The following is a 16,596-nucleotide window of genomic DNA, read 5'->3' on the forward strand; positions in this document are numbered from 1 at the left end:
GCAGTGGCTGCCAGTTGGCAATCGGGGGCAAGCCCCCTCCCACATTGATCGAGGTGTTATCTGAACCAGGATTCAGGCGGGGCAGCGCGCCGGGCTGAGTTAACCGTCTCGATTTTGGCTCCACCGAAGATCAAATGTGGGAGGGAGCTTGCTCCCGATGGCGGTGGGTCAGGCACCTGATGCAGTGGCTGCCAGTTGGCAAAGTTGGCAAGCCCCCTCCCACACTGACTGAGGTGTTATCTAATCCAGGGTTTAACCCGAACACCCCGCACCTTGCGTCTGACCTTGTGAACGGATCATTTATTCACGAGGTTCAGTCCATGTCCCGTCCTCTGCTTTTCCTGCGTCCTGCTGCCCAGGGCTTTGCGGTTACTTTGCTGGTGGCGCTGGCCGGTTGTGGGCTGTCTTCGTCGCCTGATTTAGCCAAACCGACTGAGCCCGTCGCCGAGCTGCAAAGCGCGCCGGTCCAGGGTGCTTTGGTCAAGCGCATGGCGATGCCTGCACCGATGCGGATGCAGGAGTCGGCGAGCCTGGACGACCGCAGCGAGCCCCGCGAGCAATACGCCAACCTGCCGGACAATCCGGTGCATCGGGTCGCTGAAACGCCGGTCTCGACCTTCAGCATCGACGTCGACACCGGCAGCTACGCCAACGTGAGGCGTTTCCTCAACCAAGGCCGTCTGCCGCCCGAGGGCGCTGTGCGACTGGAGGAAATGCTCAACTACTTCCCCTATCACTACGCGTTGCCCACCGACGGCTCGCCCTTTGGCGTGACCACCGAATTGGCGGCCACCCCGTGGAACCCGCGCACTCAACTGCTGCGCATCGGCATCAAAGCGTCCGACCGCGCCGTGGCAGAGTTGGCGCCGGCCAACCTGGTGTTTCTGGTCGATGTGTCCGGCTCCATGGATCGCCGCGAAGGCTTGCCGCTGGTGAAAAGCACCCTGAAATTGCTGGTCGATCAGTTGCGCGACCAGGACCGCGTGTCCCTGGTGGTCTACGCCGGTGAGTCGCGCGTGGTGCTCCCGCCGACCTCCGGGCGCGACAAAGTGAAGCTGCGCAACGCCATCGATCAGCTCAGCGCAGGCGGCGCTACCGCCGGTGCATCAGGCATCGAATTGGCCTACCAGATGGCCCGCGAAGGCTTTATCGACCAAGGCATCAACCGCATCCTGCTGGCCACCGATGGCGACTTCAATGTCGGCGTCAGCGATTTTGACAGCCTCAAGCAGATGGCCGTGGAACAACGCAAAAGCGGTGTGTCGCTGACCACCCTCGGCTTCGGTGTGGATAACTACAACGAACACCTGATGGAACAACTGGCCGACGCGGGCGACGGCAACTATGCCTACATCGACACCCTGCGCGAAGCGCGCAAGGCGCTGGTGGACCAACTCAGCTCGACCCTGGCGGTGGTGGCGCGGGACGTGAAAGTGCAGGTGGAATTCAATCCGGCCCAGGTCAGCGAATACCGCTTGCTGGGTTATGAAAACCGCGCATTGAAGCGTGAGGATTTCAACAACGACAAGGTCGACGCAGGAGAGATCGGCGCCGGGCACACGCTGACCGCGCTGTACGAAATTGTACCGAAGGGCGAGCAGGGCTGGTTGGAGCCGCTGCGCTACGCCTCCGCACCTGCGGCGCAGGGCCAATCCGCTGAGCTGGCCATGTTGCGTGTGCGCTATAAGCCGGCGGCCGGTGGTGCGAGCCGTTTGATCGAGCAGCCGGTGGGCAGCCAGTCGGCCAAGGCCAGCGACGACCTGCGCTTCTGCGCCGCCGTGGCCGCCTTCGCCCAGCAACTCAAGGGCGATGGCCGCTACACTGGCAGCATGACGTTGCAGGACACCGCCGCACTCGCCCGCTCGGCCCGGGGCGACGACCCGTTTGGGCTGCGCAATGAATTCGTGCAACTGGTCGAAGTGGCCCAAAGCCTCAAACCTTGATCGTGAACACGCCGACCAGAAAGGAGTTCGCCACCGACATGCCCGCTCCAGATGATTCACCCAGCGACGAATCGCTGCTGGCCCGCTACCGAACCGGTGACGGTGCCGCGTTCGAGGTCTTATACGCGCGGCATCGCCAGGGCCTGTACCGCTTCCTCGTGTCCCTGAGCAACAAGGCCGAACTGGCCGAGGAAATTTATCAGGAGACCTGGCTCAGCCTGATCCGCAGCGTCACCCAGCCACAAGGTCGGGCGAGTTTTCGCACCTGGCTGTTCCAGATCGCCCGCAACCGCCTGATCGATTACTGGCGCAAGCACGGCATCCACAACCCGTTGCACGACAGCTACGATGAGCAACTGCACGCCCAGCCCGACGCCGGCGCCGGTCCCGAGCAGCAACTGAGCCTGAGCCGCGACCAGGCGCGTCTCGACGCCGCGTTGCAAGACTTGCCCGAAGACCAGCGCGAAGTCTTCCTGCTGCGCCTGCACGGCGACCTCGAAGTGCCGCAAATCGCCGCGCTCACCGGTGCCCCGCTGGAAACCGTCAAAAGCCGCCTGCGTTACGCCCAGCAGAAACTGCGCCGCCTGCTGGCCGAGGAGATACCCGCATGACCGACTCCCGACACACCCCCGACGACCCGCTCATCGAGCATGTTCGTCAATACAGCAGCGGCGAACCGCCGGCGTCCCTCGACGCCTTCATCCTCGCCACCGCCCGCCGCGAAACCCCGGCGCCGCAACCGAGTGTGTGGCAACGCTGGCTGCAAGCCTGCCAACGTCCGCGCTGGCAAATGGCGTTCGCCACCGTCGCAGGCTTGGCGCTGATGATCGGCGTGGTCATGCGCTCGCCCGTGCCGGCCCCCGATATCTCCCCCGCGACCTTCTCCGCGTTCCACGAAGAAGCGCGCCGCCCCGCCCCGCCAGCGTTCTCCGCGCCCGCGCCGATGGCCCGAATGGCCGCCGCGCCCAAGGCCGAAAGTGCGCCGGTCCAAGCCGAAATTGCCGGCGCGTTGGCGGATCAATCGACGGCCAAACTCAGCAAGCGTGCGCCGGTTGCACTGCCGTCATTGGAGGAGGCGTTGCAGGAGATCGTGAACCTGCGCGCGGCCGGGGAAAGCAAAGCGGCGGATGAGAAGTTGCTGGCGTTGCACGCGCGCTTTCCCCAGGAAGACTTGCCCGCGCGGTTGGAGAGGTTGCAGCAGTAGTCAGAAGCTGGCGTGTGGCAAGCCCGCGCCAGTATCAAGCGACGCCGACGGGCTCAATGTCGGCCCAGTGTTCGCGTATCTCGAGGATTTCGGGTAGGCAGTCCATAAAAACCTCGACCAATTCCGGATCGAAGTGTTGGCCGCTTTCCTGCTGGATCAACCCTGTGGCGTCTTCAACTGACCAGGCAGGTTTATAGGGGCGCACGCTGGTCAGAGCATCAAACACATCAGCCACGGCAACTATTCGGGCGGCATGGGGAATGTCTTCACCCGCAGTCCGGCTTGGGTAGCCGGTGCCGTCCCATTTTTCGTGATGGTTCTGCGCGATGATCTGCGCCATATGCAGCAGTCCAGAAGGGTGCTCACCGATGATCTTGGCTCCGATGGACGTGTGCTGGCGCATGATGGTCCACTCGTGTTCAGTCAGCTTTCCCGGCTTTTGCAGGATCGCGTCGGGAATGCCTATCTTGCCAACGTCGTGCATCGGCGCAGCGTGCAGCAAGTCTTCTGCTGCCAAGCGGCTGTAACCCGCGCCCAGGGCCATCGTCTTGGCATAGTGGCTCATGCGGATAACGTGCAGTCCGGTTTCGTTGTCCTTGAACTCGGCTGCGGTACCCAGCCGCTGAACGATCTGCAAACGTGTATCGCGTAGTTCTTGTGCCTGCACCAGGGACAGATGGGTGCGCACACGGGCTTTGACGATGCCGGGATTGTAAGGTTTGCTGATGTAATCCACGGCCCCTAGCTTAAGGCCGAGCATCTCGTTGTCAGCCTCGGCCAGGGCACTGACGAAGATAATGGGGATAGAGGTCGTACTCGAGTCCTGTTTGAGCGCGGTGCAGACGTCATAGCCCGAGAGCCCGGGCATCATGATGTCGAGCAGAATCAGGTCCGGCCGATCAGCCTGCGCCAGCTCTAGCGCCTTGTAACCGTCCTTGGCGAAGAGCAAGCGGTACTCATCTTGCAGCGTGTGGCGCAGCACCTGGAGATTGGTCGCTTCATCATCGACCACCAGCAAGGTCTGGCGAGAGTCCTTCATGTACTTCATGCAATGGTCCTGCTCATGCTTGAGTTTCCAGGGTGTGGTCGGCAACGAGTTGCTGCAGCAGGGTTTGAGCGCGCCCAAACTCAAAAGCATCGACCGCCGTGCGCAACACCTGAACATGTGTATGTTCACCCAGGCTCTCGAGCCCGGCGCAGACCTTCTCTAGCGCTGTGTCGTTCAATTCGTTGTGCGTAAGGCAGGCCAGCAATTGGTGCATATGGGCTAGCAGTTCGGGCGCGGAGGGCTCGGCCAAGGGGCGTTTTTTCTCAACGAGTAGCGCGTTGCTGGCCTGTAATTCTCGGGTTGCGGACGCTAGCAGAGTGCGCAGCTCTGTGATTTGAGGGCGTGCCTCTTCTTGCCGTCCTGTCCTGACCAGATCCTCCAGCGTGCAGGCCAGTTCGGCCACGGAGGGGAGCGATAAGTTGCCGGACGCCCCATGGATGCCATGTAGGCTGAGAAGTGTCGTCTCCCAGTCGATATCGACGTCCGCGTCACCCGGCAACGGATGGTTGGTAGCCGCTGACTCCAGGAATTGCTTGAGTGCCTTGGCCAGTCGCTTTTCACTGCCCCATAGCGAGATGCCTGAGTCCCAATCGATCAGTTGGTGAGGTGCAAGGGTTTTATCGGTGTCGCCGGGGAGAGCGGGGGCGCGTTCGATCTTCAAGACCCCTGCGATCTCATCGAACAGTCGAGGTACGTCTAGCGGCTTGACCGCGAAACCGTCCATTCCGGCCAGCTGTGCGGTTTGTCGGTCTTCGGCCAATACGCTGGCGGTGAGCGCGATGATCGGGGTGTAAGGGCGAGCGTGTGTGCGCTCGTACTGACGGATCAGCCGTGTTGCCTGCAGGCCGTCAGTGCCTGGCATGTGCACATCCATCAAGATGAGATCGAAGTGGTCGCTTATGAATTTCGCGACAGCTTCGCCGCCATCGCGCGCAGCCACTACCTGATGTCCGCGGCCACTGAGTGTCAGCGTCAACAGTTCGAGGTTTTGGGGTACGTCGTCGGCGATCAGAATCTTCAGCGGTGGCAACACCTGCTGGGGCGCCGCAACCGGTGCGGCCTCGGGTATTTTTCCTATCGGCAGGGGCAGTTGCACATGGAAGATACTGCCATGTCCGAACTCGCTCACAACCTCAATTCTTCCGCCCATTTGTTCGACCAACTGACGCGCAATGGTGGTGCCCAAACCGGTACCGCCGAAACGCCGGCTGATGGACGCGTCGGCCTGAGTGAACGGTGCAAAAATCAGTTCGATTTGCTGGGGCGTCATGCCAATGCCGGTGTCCGCGACTTTGACGTGCACCATGGCGTCCGTATAGCTAAATGAAACTTCAATACCACCACGCTCGGTGAACTTGATGGCATTGCCGACAAGGTTGGTCAGTACTTGCAAGATGCGAAGGGGATCACCTTGAAAGTATTCAGGCATGTCGGTCGGGTAGTGCGGGGTGAGCGTCAGGTGCTTACTCTGCGCGCCCAAGCGCATTGAGGATTCGATCTGTAGAGCAAGCCCTTTGAGCGAAAAATCAATGGACTCCAGCGTCATGCTCCCATTTTCCATCTTGGTGGTATCAAGAATGTCGTTGATCAACCCGAGTAGCAGTCTGGATGATTGCCCCACGGTGTGCAGGTGGTTGCGCTGGATCGATGTCAGATCACCCTGGAGAAGTAACTCGGTGAACCCGATGATCGAGTTCATCGGTGTACGAATTTCGTGGCTCATATTGGCCAAAAAGGTGCTCTTGGCGATGGCCGCGCGTTCGGCACGTTCCGCGGTCTCGCGTAATGAGGCTTCCAGCGCGTGACGCTCGGTGATGTCGGTGACGAAACCGACAAACAGTAGCTCATTGGGCAGGTCTACCCGGCCGACGGCAAGCCGCATTGGCATCAGGCTGCCGTCCTTACGCAAGCCCATGACCTCCCGACCTACGCCGATGATCTTCGGAGCGCCCGTGGTCTTGTAGTTATGCAGGTAACCATCGTGCTGCGACTGGTCGGGTTCGGGCATCAGCATATTGATGTTGCGGCCAATGGCTTCGTCGGCTTTCCAGCCAAACAGCCGTTCCGCCGAATGGTTGAAACTTTGGATCAGGCCTCGGCTATCGATAGTGATAATGCCATCGACCGCAGTGTCTAGGATGGCATCCATGCGTGACTTGCTTTCCTCAATCTTGAGGTTGTTCTCTTCCATCGTTCGGTACAGCTTGCGCGAATGGATCAAGCCATTGAGTGCAAGCACCAGCACCGTCACCGTGACGGTGAACGTGGAAAGCGCGATAGACGCGAATGTGGTGTTAAGCAGAACACCTGGCGAGGTGCTGTCCGGCACACCGACGAACCGGACTGCTGCCATGCCTGTGTAGTGCATGCCAGCAATGGCCGACCCCAAGACTGTCCCACTGACCAGCAACCGTTGCATGGAGGTCAATGTGGTTCGTAGAAGTCGGTAATGCACCCACAAAGCGAACACCGCGAGGACGATCGCCAGCACGATGGACAGCGTGAAGATGAGCGGGTCATAACGCATCTGCAATGATGTTTGCATCGCTGCCATGCCGCTGTAGTGCATCGCCCCGATGCCTAAGCCGACCAGGGTGCCACTCATGACGAGATGCAATCCGGTGACGGAGGGACTTGAAAGCATGCGCAGAGCCAGCCAGGAAGCTACGCAAGCCGGCAGCAGAGAAAAAAGGGTCAGGCCGGTCGCGTAGTGGACGTGGGTATGCAGCTCGAACGCCAGCATGCCGATGAAGTGCATGGTCCAGATGCCACCGCCCAGGGCGAACGCACCTGTGCTGACAGCCATGTGTCGATGCAACGCGCTTTCGGCTTTGCGTGCAATCTGTGCGGTTTGCAGCGACATGGTGGCCGAAAAGATCGACACCAGGATAGATAGCACTACCAAGCCCGGATTGTGAGAGCCCGGCACGTAGAGTGCTGCGACCGGCGTGTCGATAAACAGGCTATAGAAACCCCCCATGTCGCGTTGACTCCTTAATGCGGAAGATGGTCGGTTAAAGGGCACAGAACCGGTGATTAGAAGCATCGGCGAGTGAGCTGAATTCTTGAGGGAGAGGCGACGATACGTGTTGCCAATGGGCTTGCAGGGTCGGGGCTGGCGGCGAGACGCAGCGTCTCACGGTCTCGTCGCCACCTCGTGCGGTCTGATATGACGCGTCTCATTGGAGCGCGATCCCGGCCCCGCTTGGGTTTCCATCGACCGCTCTAAGAAAGGGCTGTTCAGCTGTTTTTGCGGATCTGGCACCGGCCTTGCTCTGGCTCTGGCTACCAGCCCGACTGGCAACCCAATAATAAAAACAGGTGCCCGATGTCCAGCCCAGCCTCTTTCCCTGTTCTGCCCGTGGTGGCGTCATGAGTTGTGTGTCGCTGACCGTTGGCATCACCCCGAGCAGGTCAATCGACTGATTTTGGACGTTGTGCAACCGCACTGACGCCCCTGCTGGCGGACTCTGGCGGGGCGCCAGGACCAACCGTTTCAAGGAGATTTCGCGATGACCCTTTCGATCAATCCGCAACGCAGCATGCGTGCCGCTGTCTGGCACGGCCGTAACGATATCCGCGTCGAAGACGTTCCGCTGCCCATTTCGCCGCCTGCGGGTTGGGTGCAAATCCGCGTGCAGTGGTGCGGAATTTGCGGGTCCGATTTGCACGAGTACGTGGCCGGGCCGGTGTTCATCCCGGTTGACGCTCCGCACCCGCTGACCGGGATAAAGGGCCAGTGCATTCTCGGTCATGAGTTTTGCGGTGAGATCGTCGAACTCGGTGCCGGCGTGCAGGGCTTCAGCGTCGGCGAACCGGTGGCGGCCGATGCGTGCCAACATTGCGGCACGTGCTACTACTGCACCCACGGGATGTACAACATCTGCGAGAACCTGGCCTTCACCGGGCTGATGAACAATGGCGCCTTCGCCGAACTGGTCAACGTGCCAGCCAACCTGCTGTACAAATTGCCGGCGAACTTTCCGGCCGAAGCCGGGGCACTGATCGAACCGCTGGCGGTGGGCATGCACGCGGTAAAAAAAGCCGGAAGCCTGCTCGGGCAAAACGTGGTGGTGGTCGGTGCCGGCACCATTGGCCTGTGCACCATCATGTGCGCCAAAGCGGCCGGTGCCGCGCAGGTGATCGCGCTGGAAATGTCCGGAGCCCGCAAGACCAAGGCCCGCGAAGTGGGCGCGACCCATGTGCTCGATCCGAATGAGTGCGATGCCCTGGCCGAAGTACGCCGCCTGACGGGCGGACTCGGCGCGGATGTCAGCTTCGAATGCATCGGCAACAAACACACGGCCAAGCTCGCAATCGACCTGATCCGCAAGGCCGGCAAGTGCGTCCTGGTGGGAATCTTCGAAGAGCCCAGCGAGTTCAACTTTTTCGAATTGGTGGCGACGGAAAAACAGGTAATGGGCGCGCTGGCCTATAACGGCGAGTTCGCTGACGTGATCGCGTTTATCGCTGATGGACGGCTGGACATTACGCCGCTGGTGACGGGGCGCATTCAGTTGGAACAGATCGTGGGGCAGGGCTTTGAGGAGTTGGTTAAGAATAAGGAGCACAACGTGAAGATTATTGTGTCGCCTGCTCGGGTTTGAGGTGAGCGATGATTCTGCCACTTTGTTGTAGATGGCAAAGGGTGGCGGGGTGCTGATGGGATCTATCGTGCCTTTCCCGTCGCCCGGCTGAGGACTGGCAAAAGCAAAGCACACGAAAAGGCCCCGCACTTGGCTCAAGTGTGGGGCCTTTTGATTTACCATTCGCACGCCGCCCGTTCCGGCGGCGTTCAGCCCAACGGCTGCACTCCGAATTTAAAATGGAAGGATCCCCACATCATGTCCGATAAGTTGTTCCGCACACTCGCCTTGTCCAGCCTGTTCGTACTCGCCAGCTGCACCACGGCAACGCCAATCGTATCGACGCCTGTCACCTCCAAGGCCATCGAAGCCTTCGTCGACATCTGCCTGAAGACTGCGCCCTCATTCGCAGGCTCGGCTGAAGCGGCCAAGCGGTTCGGCATCAACGACCTCCAGGACATGGGCTTCATGCGCCTCGGCTTCACCGCCGACAAAAAACTCGGCGTGCAACTTTCCGAAAAGGAATGCGTCGTCACCACTCCGAATCAATCGGACGACAGCCTGCCCCGCCAACTGCTGAGTGCCGCGCAGACTTACTCGCAAACGCCAATAGCTGATCGTGTGCCATCGAAGGTGCGTATCCAGGACAACAACTTTATTCTTCAGCATGACCGCAAAGGCGGTGAAACGTATGTGCTATTGCGGAACAAGTAATTAGCACTTTTACCCTGCGCACGAAAAAAGCCCGCTTTGCGGGCTTTTTTTATGTCGGGAATTTAACGAAAACGCCGTTATTTGAAGCCACTTTCAGCTTGGGAATCGCTAGTGAAGAAATCTACTTTTTCGGATTGATGGGCTCACCTTCGTTTTGCCGAGCCAGCTTGTGGTAAGTCACTATGAATCGCCCTGGATTCTCTAGACACCTTGCGAGCTCCAGTTATAGGAATTTGAAAGCATACAAATGGGCATACACGGCGGGAAGTTATAGGGGTAGACAGGGACGGATAGCCAGAAACAAGAAAGCCCGCACGGGGCGGGCTTCTTGGGGTGTTTCGTAGACTGTCTGAGACAGCCAGAAACTAGTATATGGCCCGGCGTCGTTTGAACTGGAGGCTTTTAGTGCCGGTTTATAAGGGTCTAGCTGGTAGTGTTTCGGTTAGGCATACACGTGGGCATACACGGTGCAGCGTACTGCTTCCTCTCACACTCGTTTAGGGCGCTCGATTTAGCCACCATGACGAACGACTGCGGGCGCACCTTGGTAATTCCCCGCACTACGTATCCAACGCTGTTCGTCACAAAAGAAATGGGCTGTGAAGATCGCTTCACCGGGGCTCGCAGGATTAAGTGTGCGAGCCTCAACGACCCTCGACCCACTTCCCGTAAGCGCTCGTCCCCATCTTCTCAAAATCTGGAAAAACGCCTGTCTCGACAGCTTGGAAAAAGGCGAGGCAATGACTCCAATCAGAGTTGCTGGGCTCATCCACTACCCAGCAGTCATAACCCAATGACTTCCAGTCAAGGGAAGGGTCCGAGTTGGATACCCGCAGGAGTTCCTCAGCAATGCGTTCTGTCCACGCTATTGCCTCCCCCAACGTAGGGGCCGTGACGTAAACGCCGGTGGATGACTCGCAGTCTTCAATGATGCCTTTTTGAAACAACTCCCAGCGTTCGGGCTCGTGGTAAGTGAAGCCTATTAGGAATTTATTCATGTTGAATCCTTGTGGTTCCATCGCCACTAGCATCGCTACCGTGCTTTCGCGGACCTTAGTAATTGGGTGAACCTGGAAATCGCAAGATGTATGTCATCTTGGGTATCTCCGTCCCACTCCTCAACCGTTTCCAACTCGGCTCGTAACCTGGCAATACGCTGTTCGATCTCTGCAATTTCAGGGGCTCCGCATTGCTTAGAGATTGCTTGCCAATCCTCAGCAGAGATTTTTTCCTGAACAGACAAGCCCGACTTGGCATTTTCTATCAGCTTCTGAAGGTTACTCATCTGTGGTCTCGGGCAGGTTGTGAAAAAAGTCGCTGGGGACCCTGAGGATATCTTGAGGACACGGGGCATGAAACCCGCGGGACTGCGTTAGCGGCAGCCGTGCCAGCTTACTGAAATTTCAATGTTGAAATTGAAAGGATCTTGAAGAAAAAAGGGCATCGTTACCGTATTGGTAATGGTGCTCGCAGACGGTTCAAACGTTAGGGCAAATGCACAGGTGAACTGGAGTTCACCTGTTCACTAAGCTGGGTGACTTTCCGCTAACACGATCCTGCGGGTTCTTTGCCCCGTACCTTCAAGAATGCTCCAGGGTCCCCACTATCGAACCAAAGCCAAGAGCATGACCCGCCTCGCTTCGCTGGAGGAGCAATACTAATGGGGCTAGGGGGATACCCTGATAAAACCGTGTTACGGGTGTTACGCGTGTTACTGAAGTAGATAACTGTATGATTTTAAATGATTTATTTGGCGTTACACAGCTGTGACTGATTTGCCGATATGCGTGTTACATGGCAAATAGGTGTTACATCAATGAATGCTCTGGGAGGAGCGGTTTGTGATGATTAAGGCGGGTGTTATCAAATTAGGGGCTTTCGCTTAGAGGGCCGCTACCGGCCGATTGTGTTGAAAAAGTCGGCCATGGTTTCCATGCAGAAAAGTATGCGCTTGAGATTGAAATCTTTACTTTGAGCAGAGGGTTCCGGGCTCAGATTTCGCGTAGCCGCGCACAAAAAAGGCATCTTCAGCAGTCAGTACATGCGCAGCCTGGAAGGATCGACTTTTTCAACACAATCGGCCAGAAGCGGGCATTGGGTGGCACATGGCGATATATTCCGGGCATAGCAATCCACCTTCATTCACGATACTCGCTAAAGACAAAGGTCAGGAAAGACATGAACTTCACCGACGAATTAGTAGCCGCCTTCCCGGCAAGCAATCCGGTACCTCCAGTATTACGACAGACCATGGAATTCCTGGAAGCACTAGGCTGCGTCCGTCACTATAGGACCGGGGGCCGCTACATGACTTTGCATCCCGAACCTGAATACAACAACAGCGCTATCACCGCCTTTCACGTTCCGGACTCCGCCGATACTGCTCGATGGACGGCCTGCGAAGATCCCAGAGTAAACGAGCGGCTATCAATATTCCTCAGGACTGGTGGCGATGGATCGTGGGCAGGGTTGTGGCTGGACGACCACGATCAGCAGCGAATCGTCCATCTTGGCTCGGGCTCGGGATCAGACATGCTCTGCGTCTTGACCAATAGTACGCAAGACCTGATTCGCTTACTGGCCATCGGTTACAACGAGCACTGCTGGCCAGAGGAGTTTACGAGAACACCGGCCGAACTGCGGGAGCAGCAATACGCAGATGATGACTACCCAGCACCACCTAGGGCATTGCGTGCGTACGTGGAACGCACGCTTGGCCTCAGCGTCCCGGCGCGCGCATCAGATCTCATCTCAAGCACAACAAGCATGGACGCGCATGAATCCAGTGATCCTTTCTGGAACTGGCTCAAACAGGTAAGAAATGATTGAAAGGTCCCGTCACGATCTCGACCACCAGAAGGTCAGAGAATCGCAGGATTTTTCATCAAGCCTTGGATTAATTGGCCGCTCGCAACGGGCGTAGACCAGCAAAAAATCGACGTTAGACACGTAATCGCGAGCTGCCTAATCCAAGCTTCGAAGCCACGATAGGGGAAAGATATGGCAGGAGGGAACATCATCTGCGGCACCTTCCAAAGTGCTGACAAATCCGGATCAGCCTTGGAGGCTGTGTTAGAGGGACTCCCGTTGCAGGCTCACGAACTGGTCGAAAATGTTAAACAGCAACTCGATACAGCAGAATTTGTCCTCATAGAGGTTGAACAAGCGAAAAGCTTGCTTCCATTCTTACATATTGCCCTTCCGAATCTTCAGGCGCTCGTCACGGTAGCGTGCAAAATCTGAAGAGGTGAGGGTGGCAACGATGCGTGTCGCCAGCGGGTGACGCTTAAGCGCTTCCAGACGTTTGATTTCCGAATAAGCGCCTTTGTGCTTCGGAGCAATCTCAGAGATATAGCGATCAATAAGTTGATGAAAGGCGGTGCGTTCAGCCTCGACCCGAGAGACAAAAATACCCCGGTCGATTTCGCTTTCGATCATGCGTGCCCAGGCTTGGGCATCGGCTTTGGTTTCAAAGGTTTTGCGCTGGGCTGGATAGCCCTTACGGCGGATTTGCGCTTCCCACTGATACTCGCCGCGATTCCTGATTGTTGCCATTTCGACCATTCCCGCCACTTTTGAGTGTGGCAAATTTGTGGCAAAAAACGACTTTCAGGACTAGGACAGGTTTCTGTCAGGAGCGCTATCCCCTTGTAATACAAGGGAAAGAAGATGGTGCACCCGGCGGGATTCGAACCCACGACCCCTGCCTTCGGAGGGCAGTACTCTATCCAGCTGAGCTACGGATGCTTGTGCGGGCGCCATCATACCCATGTCGACCTTGGGCGTCCATGCTGGTTTTTGGCCGTTGGCGGGTAGGAATTGTCCGTGTCGGGGCTCTGCGTCGGGCGCGAGGGAGCGGTGGCGGGGAACCGGGCTGAAGGTCGCTGATCCGATAAATCCGGCAAATGTGCGGTTTTTGTTCTTTTTTTCGAACATCCTATTGCCCTATACCCCCATTGATCCTAGGATTCGTTTGAGATTTCAAACGCTCTGTCTCCCGTGCGCTATCCACTTGCTTGCACGCTGGGGCTGATTTCCCTGACGGCAGCCCACAAGGCGCCTTTCAAAAACTCTAATTCGCTCCGCGCGCGCGCGGTGCTGTTAAGGAAAGCCGACATGCAGCTTAAAGATGCCCAGTTGTTCCGCCAGCAAGCCTTTATCGATGGGGCTTGGGTCGATGCGGACAACGGTCAGGCCATCAAGGTCAACAACCCCGCCACGGGCGAAATTCTCGGCACCGTGCCGAAGATGGGCGCCGCTGAAACCCGCCGCGCCATCGAAGCCGCCGACAAGGCGCTGCCGGCCTGGCGTGCGCTGACCGCCAAGGAGCGCGCCAACAAGCTGCGCCGTTGGTTCGAGCTGATCATCGAGAACCAGGAAGACCTGGCCCGCCTGATGACGCTGGAACAGGGCAAGCCGCTGGCCGAAGCCAAGGGCGAAATTGTCTACGCCGCGTCCTTTATCGAGTGGTTCGCCGAAGAAGCCAAGCGCGTCTACGGTGACGTGATTCCCGGTCACCAGCCGGACAAGCGTCTGATCGTGATCAAGCAACCGATCGGCGTGACAGCCGCGATCACGCCGTGGAACTTTCCCGCTGCGATGATCACGCGTAAAGCCGGCCCGGCCCTGGCCGCTGGTTGCACCATGGTGCTCAAGCCTGCATCGCAAACGCCGTTCTCCGCGTTCGCCCTGGCTGAATTGGCCCAGCGTGCCGGCATTCCGAAAGGCGTGTTCAGCGTGGTCTCCGGCAGCGCCGGCGATATCGGCAGCGAGCTGACCAGCAACCCGATCGTGCGTAAATTGTCCTTCACCGGCTCGACCGAAATCGGTCGCCAGTTGATGGCTGAATGCGCCAAGGACATCAAGAAAGTGTCCCTGGAACTGGGCGGCAACGCGCCGTTCATCGTGTTCGACGACGCTGACCTGGATAAGGCCGTTGAAGGCGCGATCATTTCCAAGTACCGCAACAACGGTCAGACCTGCGTCTGCGCCAACCGTCTGTACGTTCAAGACGCGGTGTACGACGTGTTCGCTGAAAAACTCAAAGTAGCGGTGGCCAAGCTCAAGATCGGCAACGGTCTGGAAGACGGCACCACCACCGGCCCGCTGATCGACGGCAAAGCCGTGGCCAAGGTCCAGGAGCACATTGCTGATGCCCTGGCCAAAGGCGCTACGCTGCTGGCGGGTGGCAAGGTCATGGAAGGTAACTTCTTCGAGCCGACCATCCTGACCAACGTGCCGAAAAACGCCGCTGTGGCGAAGGAAGAAACCTTCGGCCCGCTGGCGCCGCTGTTCCGTTTCAAGGACGAAGCCGAAGTGATCGCGATGTCCAACGACACCGAGTTCGGTCTGGCTTCCTACTTCTATGCTCGCGACCTGAGCCGTGTGTTCCGTGTGGCCGAAGCCCTGGAATATGGCATGGTGGGCGTCAACACCGGGTTGATCTCCAACGAAGTGGCACCGTTCGGCGGCATCAAGGCTTCGGGCCTGGGCCGTGAGGGTTCCAAGTACGGGATCGAGGATTACCTGGAAATCAAATACCTCTGCCTGGGCATCTAAGCCCGGCAAGGCATTGCTGCAAGCGCAAAGGGCACGAGAGCGCTGATCCTTTGCGCGTTTTACATCGTTATTCGTAGTGGCCGGGAACGCTGTGGCAGTCGATCATCGCATGCTGCCATAGTTGCCTCCCCGCCACGTATTCCTTGGACCACGCCACCCGATGAGTGGCGAATGAGGACTTTATGAGCAAGACCAACGCTTCTTTGATGAAACGCCGCGAAGCCGCTGTACCACGCGGTGTTGGCCAGATTCACCCGATCTTCGCCGAATCCGCGAAGAACTCCACCGTGACCGACGTTGAAGGTCGCGAGTTCATCGACTTCGCCGGCGGTATCGCCGTGCTGAACACCGGTCACGTACACCCGAAAGTCATCGCGGCCGTGACCGAGCAGTTGAACAAGCTGACTCACACTTGCTTCCAGGTACTGGCCTACGAGCCTTACGTGGAGCTGTGCGAAAAAATCAACGCCAAGGTCCCAGGTGATTTCGCCAAGAAAACCCTGCTGGTCACCACCGGTTCCGAAGCCGTTGAGAACGCCGTGAAAATCGCCCGCGCCGCCACTGGCCGTGCCGGCATTATCGCGTTCACCGGCGCGTACCACGGTCGCACCATGATGACCCTGGGCCTCACCGGTAAAGTCGTGCCTTACTCGGCCGGCATGGGCCTGATGCCAGGCGGCATCTTCCGCGCGCTGTACCCGAACGAACTGCATGGCGTGAGCGTCGACGACTCCATCGCCAGCATCGAACGCATCTTCAAAAACGATGCCGAGCCGCGTGATATCGCTGCCATCATCATCGAGCCGGTGCAGGGCGAAGGCGGTTTCTACGTCGCGCCTAAAGCCTTCATGAAGCGCCTGCGCGAACTGTGCGACAAGCACGGCATCCTGCTGATCGCCGACGAAGTGCAAACCGGTGCCGGCCGTACCGGTACGTTCTTCGCGATGGAACAGATGGGCGTGACTGCCGACCTGACCACCTTCGCCAAATCCATCGCCGGCGGTTTCCCGTTGGCCGGTGTGTGCGGCAAGGCCGAATACATGGACGCCATCGCGCCAGGCGGCCTGGGCGGCACCTACGCCGGTAGCCCGATCGCTTGCGCCGCGGCCCTGGCCGTGTTGGAAGTGTTCGAAGAAGAGCACCTGCTGGATCGCTGCAAAGCCGTCGGCGAGCGTCTGGTCACCGGCCTCAAGGCCATCCAGGCCAAGTACCCGGTGATCGGCGATGTGCGTGCCCTGGGCGCGATGATCGCGATCGAGCTGTTCGAAGGTGGCGACAGCCACAAGCCAAACGCCGCTGCCGTCGCCTCCGTGGTGGCCAAGGCGCGTGAGAAGGGCTTGATCCTGCTGTCCTGCGGCCCTTACGGCAATGTGTTGCGCGTACTGGTTCCGTTGACCGCGCCGGATGCGCAGTTGGACAAAGGCTTGGCAATCATCGAAGAGTGCTTCTCCGAGCTGTAAGCACGGGCTGAACCGATCGATAGAAAAAACCCGCTTCGGCGGGTTTTTTTTTGTGCCCGAGACAGCACATTCAGCGGTTGTT

13 protein-coding genes and 1 tRNA gene are annotated in these 16,596 nt (G+C 58.5%); 8 read left to right on the forward strand and 6 right to left on the reverse strand.

The window, feature by feature from the left end:
* The first annotated feature begins 320 nt into the window (after nucleotides 1-320).
* The 3 genes from J2Y83_RS00315 to J2Y83_RS00325 are packed head-to-tail and all read left to right on the forward strand — an operon-like array spanning nucleotide 321 to nucleotide 3,147.
* A complete protein-coding gene (locus J2Y83_RS00315) occupies nucleotides 321-1,943 on the forward strand; it encodes a vWA domain-containing protein (RefSeq protein WP_253392492.1) in 1,623 nt (540 codons plus the stop codon).
* A gap of 38 nt (nucleotides 1,944-1,981) precedes the next feature.
* Nucleotides 1,982-2,554 (forward strand): RNA polymerase sigma factor, encoded by a 573-nt coding sequence (locus tag J2Y83_RS00320; RefSeq protein ID WP_253392494.1) that lies wholly within the window; start codon nucleotides 1,982-1,984, stop codon nucleotides 2,552-2,554.
* Entirely contained in the window at nucleotides 2,551-3,147 is a 597-nt protein-coding gene (locus tag J2Y83_RS00325; protein ID WP_253392497.1) for a hypothetical protein, read from the forward strand. Before J2Y83_RS00320 ends, J2Y83_RS00325 begins: the two co-directional genes overlap by 4 nt.
* A gap of 34 nt (nucleotides 3,148-3,181) precedes the next feature.
* Here J2Y83_RS00325 and J2Y83_RS00330 read toward each other — a convergent pair whose 3' ends face one another.
* Together J2Y83_RS00330 and J2Y83_RS00335 are read right to left on the reverse strand one after the other, a co-directional pair.
* Nucleotides 3,182-4,195, reverse strand: a complete 1,014-nt coding sequence (locus tag J2Y83_RS00330; protein ID WP_253392500.1) for a response regulator — start codon at nucleotides 4,193-4,195, stop codon at nucleotides 3,182-3,184.
* A gap of 13 nt (nucleotides 4,196-4,208) precedes the next feature.
* Nucleotides 4,209-7,175 carry an MHYT domain-containing protein gene (locus tag J2Y83_RS00335; protein ID WP_253392506.1) on the reverse strand — a complete coding sequence of 989 codons (2,967 nt, stop codon included), beginning with the start codon at nucleotides 7,173-7,175 and terminating at the stop codon, nucleotides 4,209-4,211.
* Nucleotides 7,176-7,737: 562 nt separating this feature from the next.
* On the opposite strand from J2Y83_RS00335, the gene J2Y83_RS00340 reads away from it, so the two are divergent.
* Both J2Y83_RS00340 and J2Y83_RS00345 read left to right on the forward strand, forming a co-directional pair.
* Nucleotides 7,738-8,802: a 2,3-butanediol dehydrogenase gene (locus tag J2Y83_RS00340; protein WP_247400187.1), complete on the forward strand. Its 1,065-nt coding sequence runs from the start codon at nucleotides 7,738-7,740 to the stop codon at nucleotides 8,800-8,802.
* Between the two features lie 237 nt (nucleotides 8,803-9,039).
* Complete coding sequence (locus J2Y83_RS00345) at nucleotides 9,040-9,495, forward strand: hypothetical protein (RefSeq protein WP_253392508.1); 456 nt, start codon at nucleotides 9,040-9,042, stop codon at nucleotides 9,493-9,495.
* Nucleotides 9,496-10,139: 644 nt separating this feature from the next.
* Here J2Y83_RS00345 and J2Y83_RS00350 read toward each other — a convergent pair.
* Both J2Y83_RS00350 and J2Y83_RS00355 read right to left on the reverse strand, forming a co-directional pair.
* Complete coding sequence (locus J2Y83_RS00350; protein WP_253392510.1) at nucleotides 10,140-10,493, reverse strand: hypothetical protein; 354 nt, start codon at nucleotides 10,491-10,493, stop codon at nucleotides 10,140-10,142.
* Between the two features lie 35 nt (nucleotides 10,494-10,528).
* A complete protein-coding gene (locus J2Y83_RS00355; protein WP_253392512.1) occupies nucleotides 10,529-10,780 on the reverse strand; it encodes a hypothetical protein in 252 nt (83 codons plus the stop codon).
* An 893-nt stretch (nucleotides 10,781-11,673) separates the two neighbouring features.
* On the opposite strand from J2Y83_RS00355, the gene J2Y83_RS00360 reads away from it, so the two are divergent.
* On the forward strand, nucleotides 11,674-12,324 hold the full coding sequence (locus J2Y83_RS00360; protein ID WP_052735757.1) for a hypothetical protein: 651 nt from the start codon (nucleotides 11,674-11,676) through the stop codon (nucleotides 12,322-12,324).
* Between the two features lie 357 nt (nucleotides 12,325-12,681).
* Here J2Y83_RS00360 and J2Y83_RS00365 read toward each other — a convergent pair whose 3' ends face one another.
* Together J2Y83_RS00365 and J2Y83_RS00370 are read right to left on the reverse strand one after the other, a co-directional pair.
* Complete coding sequence (locus J2Y83_RS00365) at nucleotides 12,682-13,059, reverse strand: hypothetical protein (protein ID WP_253392514.1); 378 nt, start codon at nucleotides 13,057-13,059, stop codon at nucleotides 12,682-12,684.
* Between the two features lie 106 nt (nucleotides 13,060-13,165).
* A tRNA-Arg gene (locus tag J2Y83_RS00370) sits at nucleotides 13,166-13,242 on the reverse strand.
* Nucleotides 13,243-13,611: 369 nt separating this feature from the next.
* On the opposite strand from J2Y83_RS00370, the gene gabD reads away from it, so the two are divergent.
* Together gabD and gabT are read left to right on the forward strand one after the other, a co-directional pair.
* Nucleotides 13,612-15,054: an NADP-dependent succinate-semialdehyde dehydrogenase gene (gene gabD / locus J2Y83_RS00375; protein ID WP_253392517.1), complete on the forward strand. Its 1,443-nt coding sequence runs from the start codon at nucleotides 13,612-13,614 to the stop codon at nucleotides 15,052-15,054.
* Nucleotides 15,055-15,236: 182 nt separating this feature from the next.
* Complete coding sequence (gene gabT, locus J2Y83_RS00380; RefSeq protein ID WP_253392519.1) at nucleotides 15,237-16,514, forward strand: 4-aminobutyrate--2-oxoglutarate transaminase; 1,278 nt, start codon at nucleotides 15,237-15,239, stop codon at nucleotides 16,512-16,514.
* Nucleotides 16,515-16,596 lie beyond the last annotated feature (82 nt).

The sequence above is a fragment of the Pseudomonas marginalis genome, from assembly GCF_024169655.1.
Taxonomy (GTDB): domain Bacteria; phylum Pseudomonadota; class Gammaproteobacteria; order Pseudomonadales; family Pseudomonadaceae; genus Aquipseudomonas; species Aquipseudomonas paraveronii.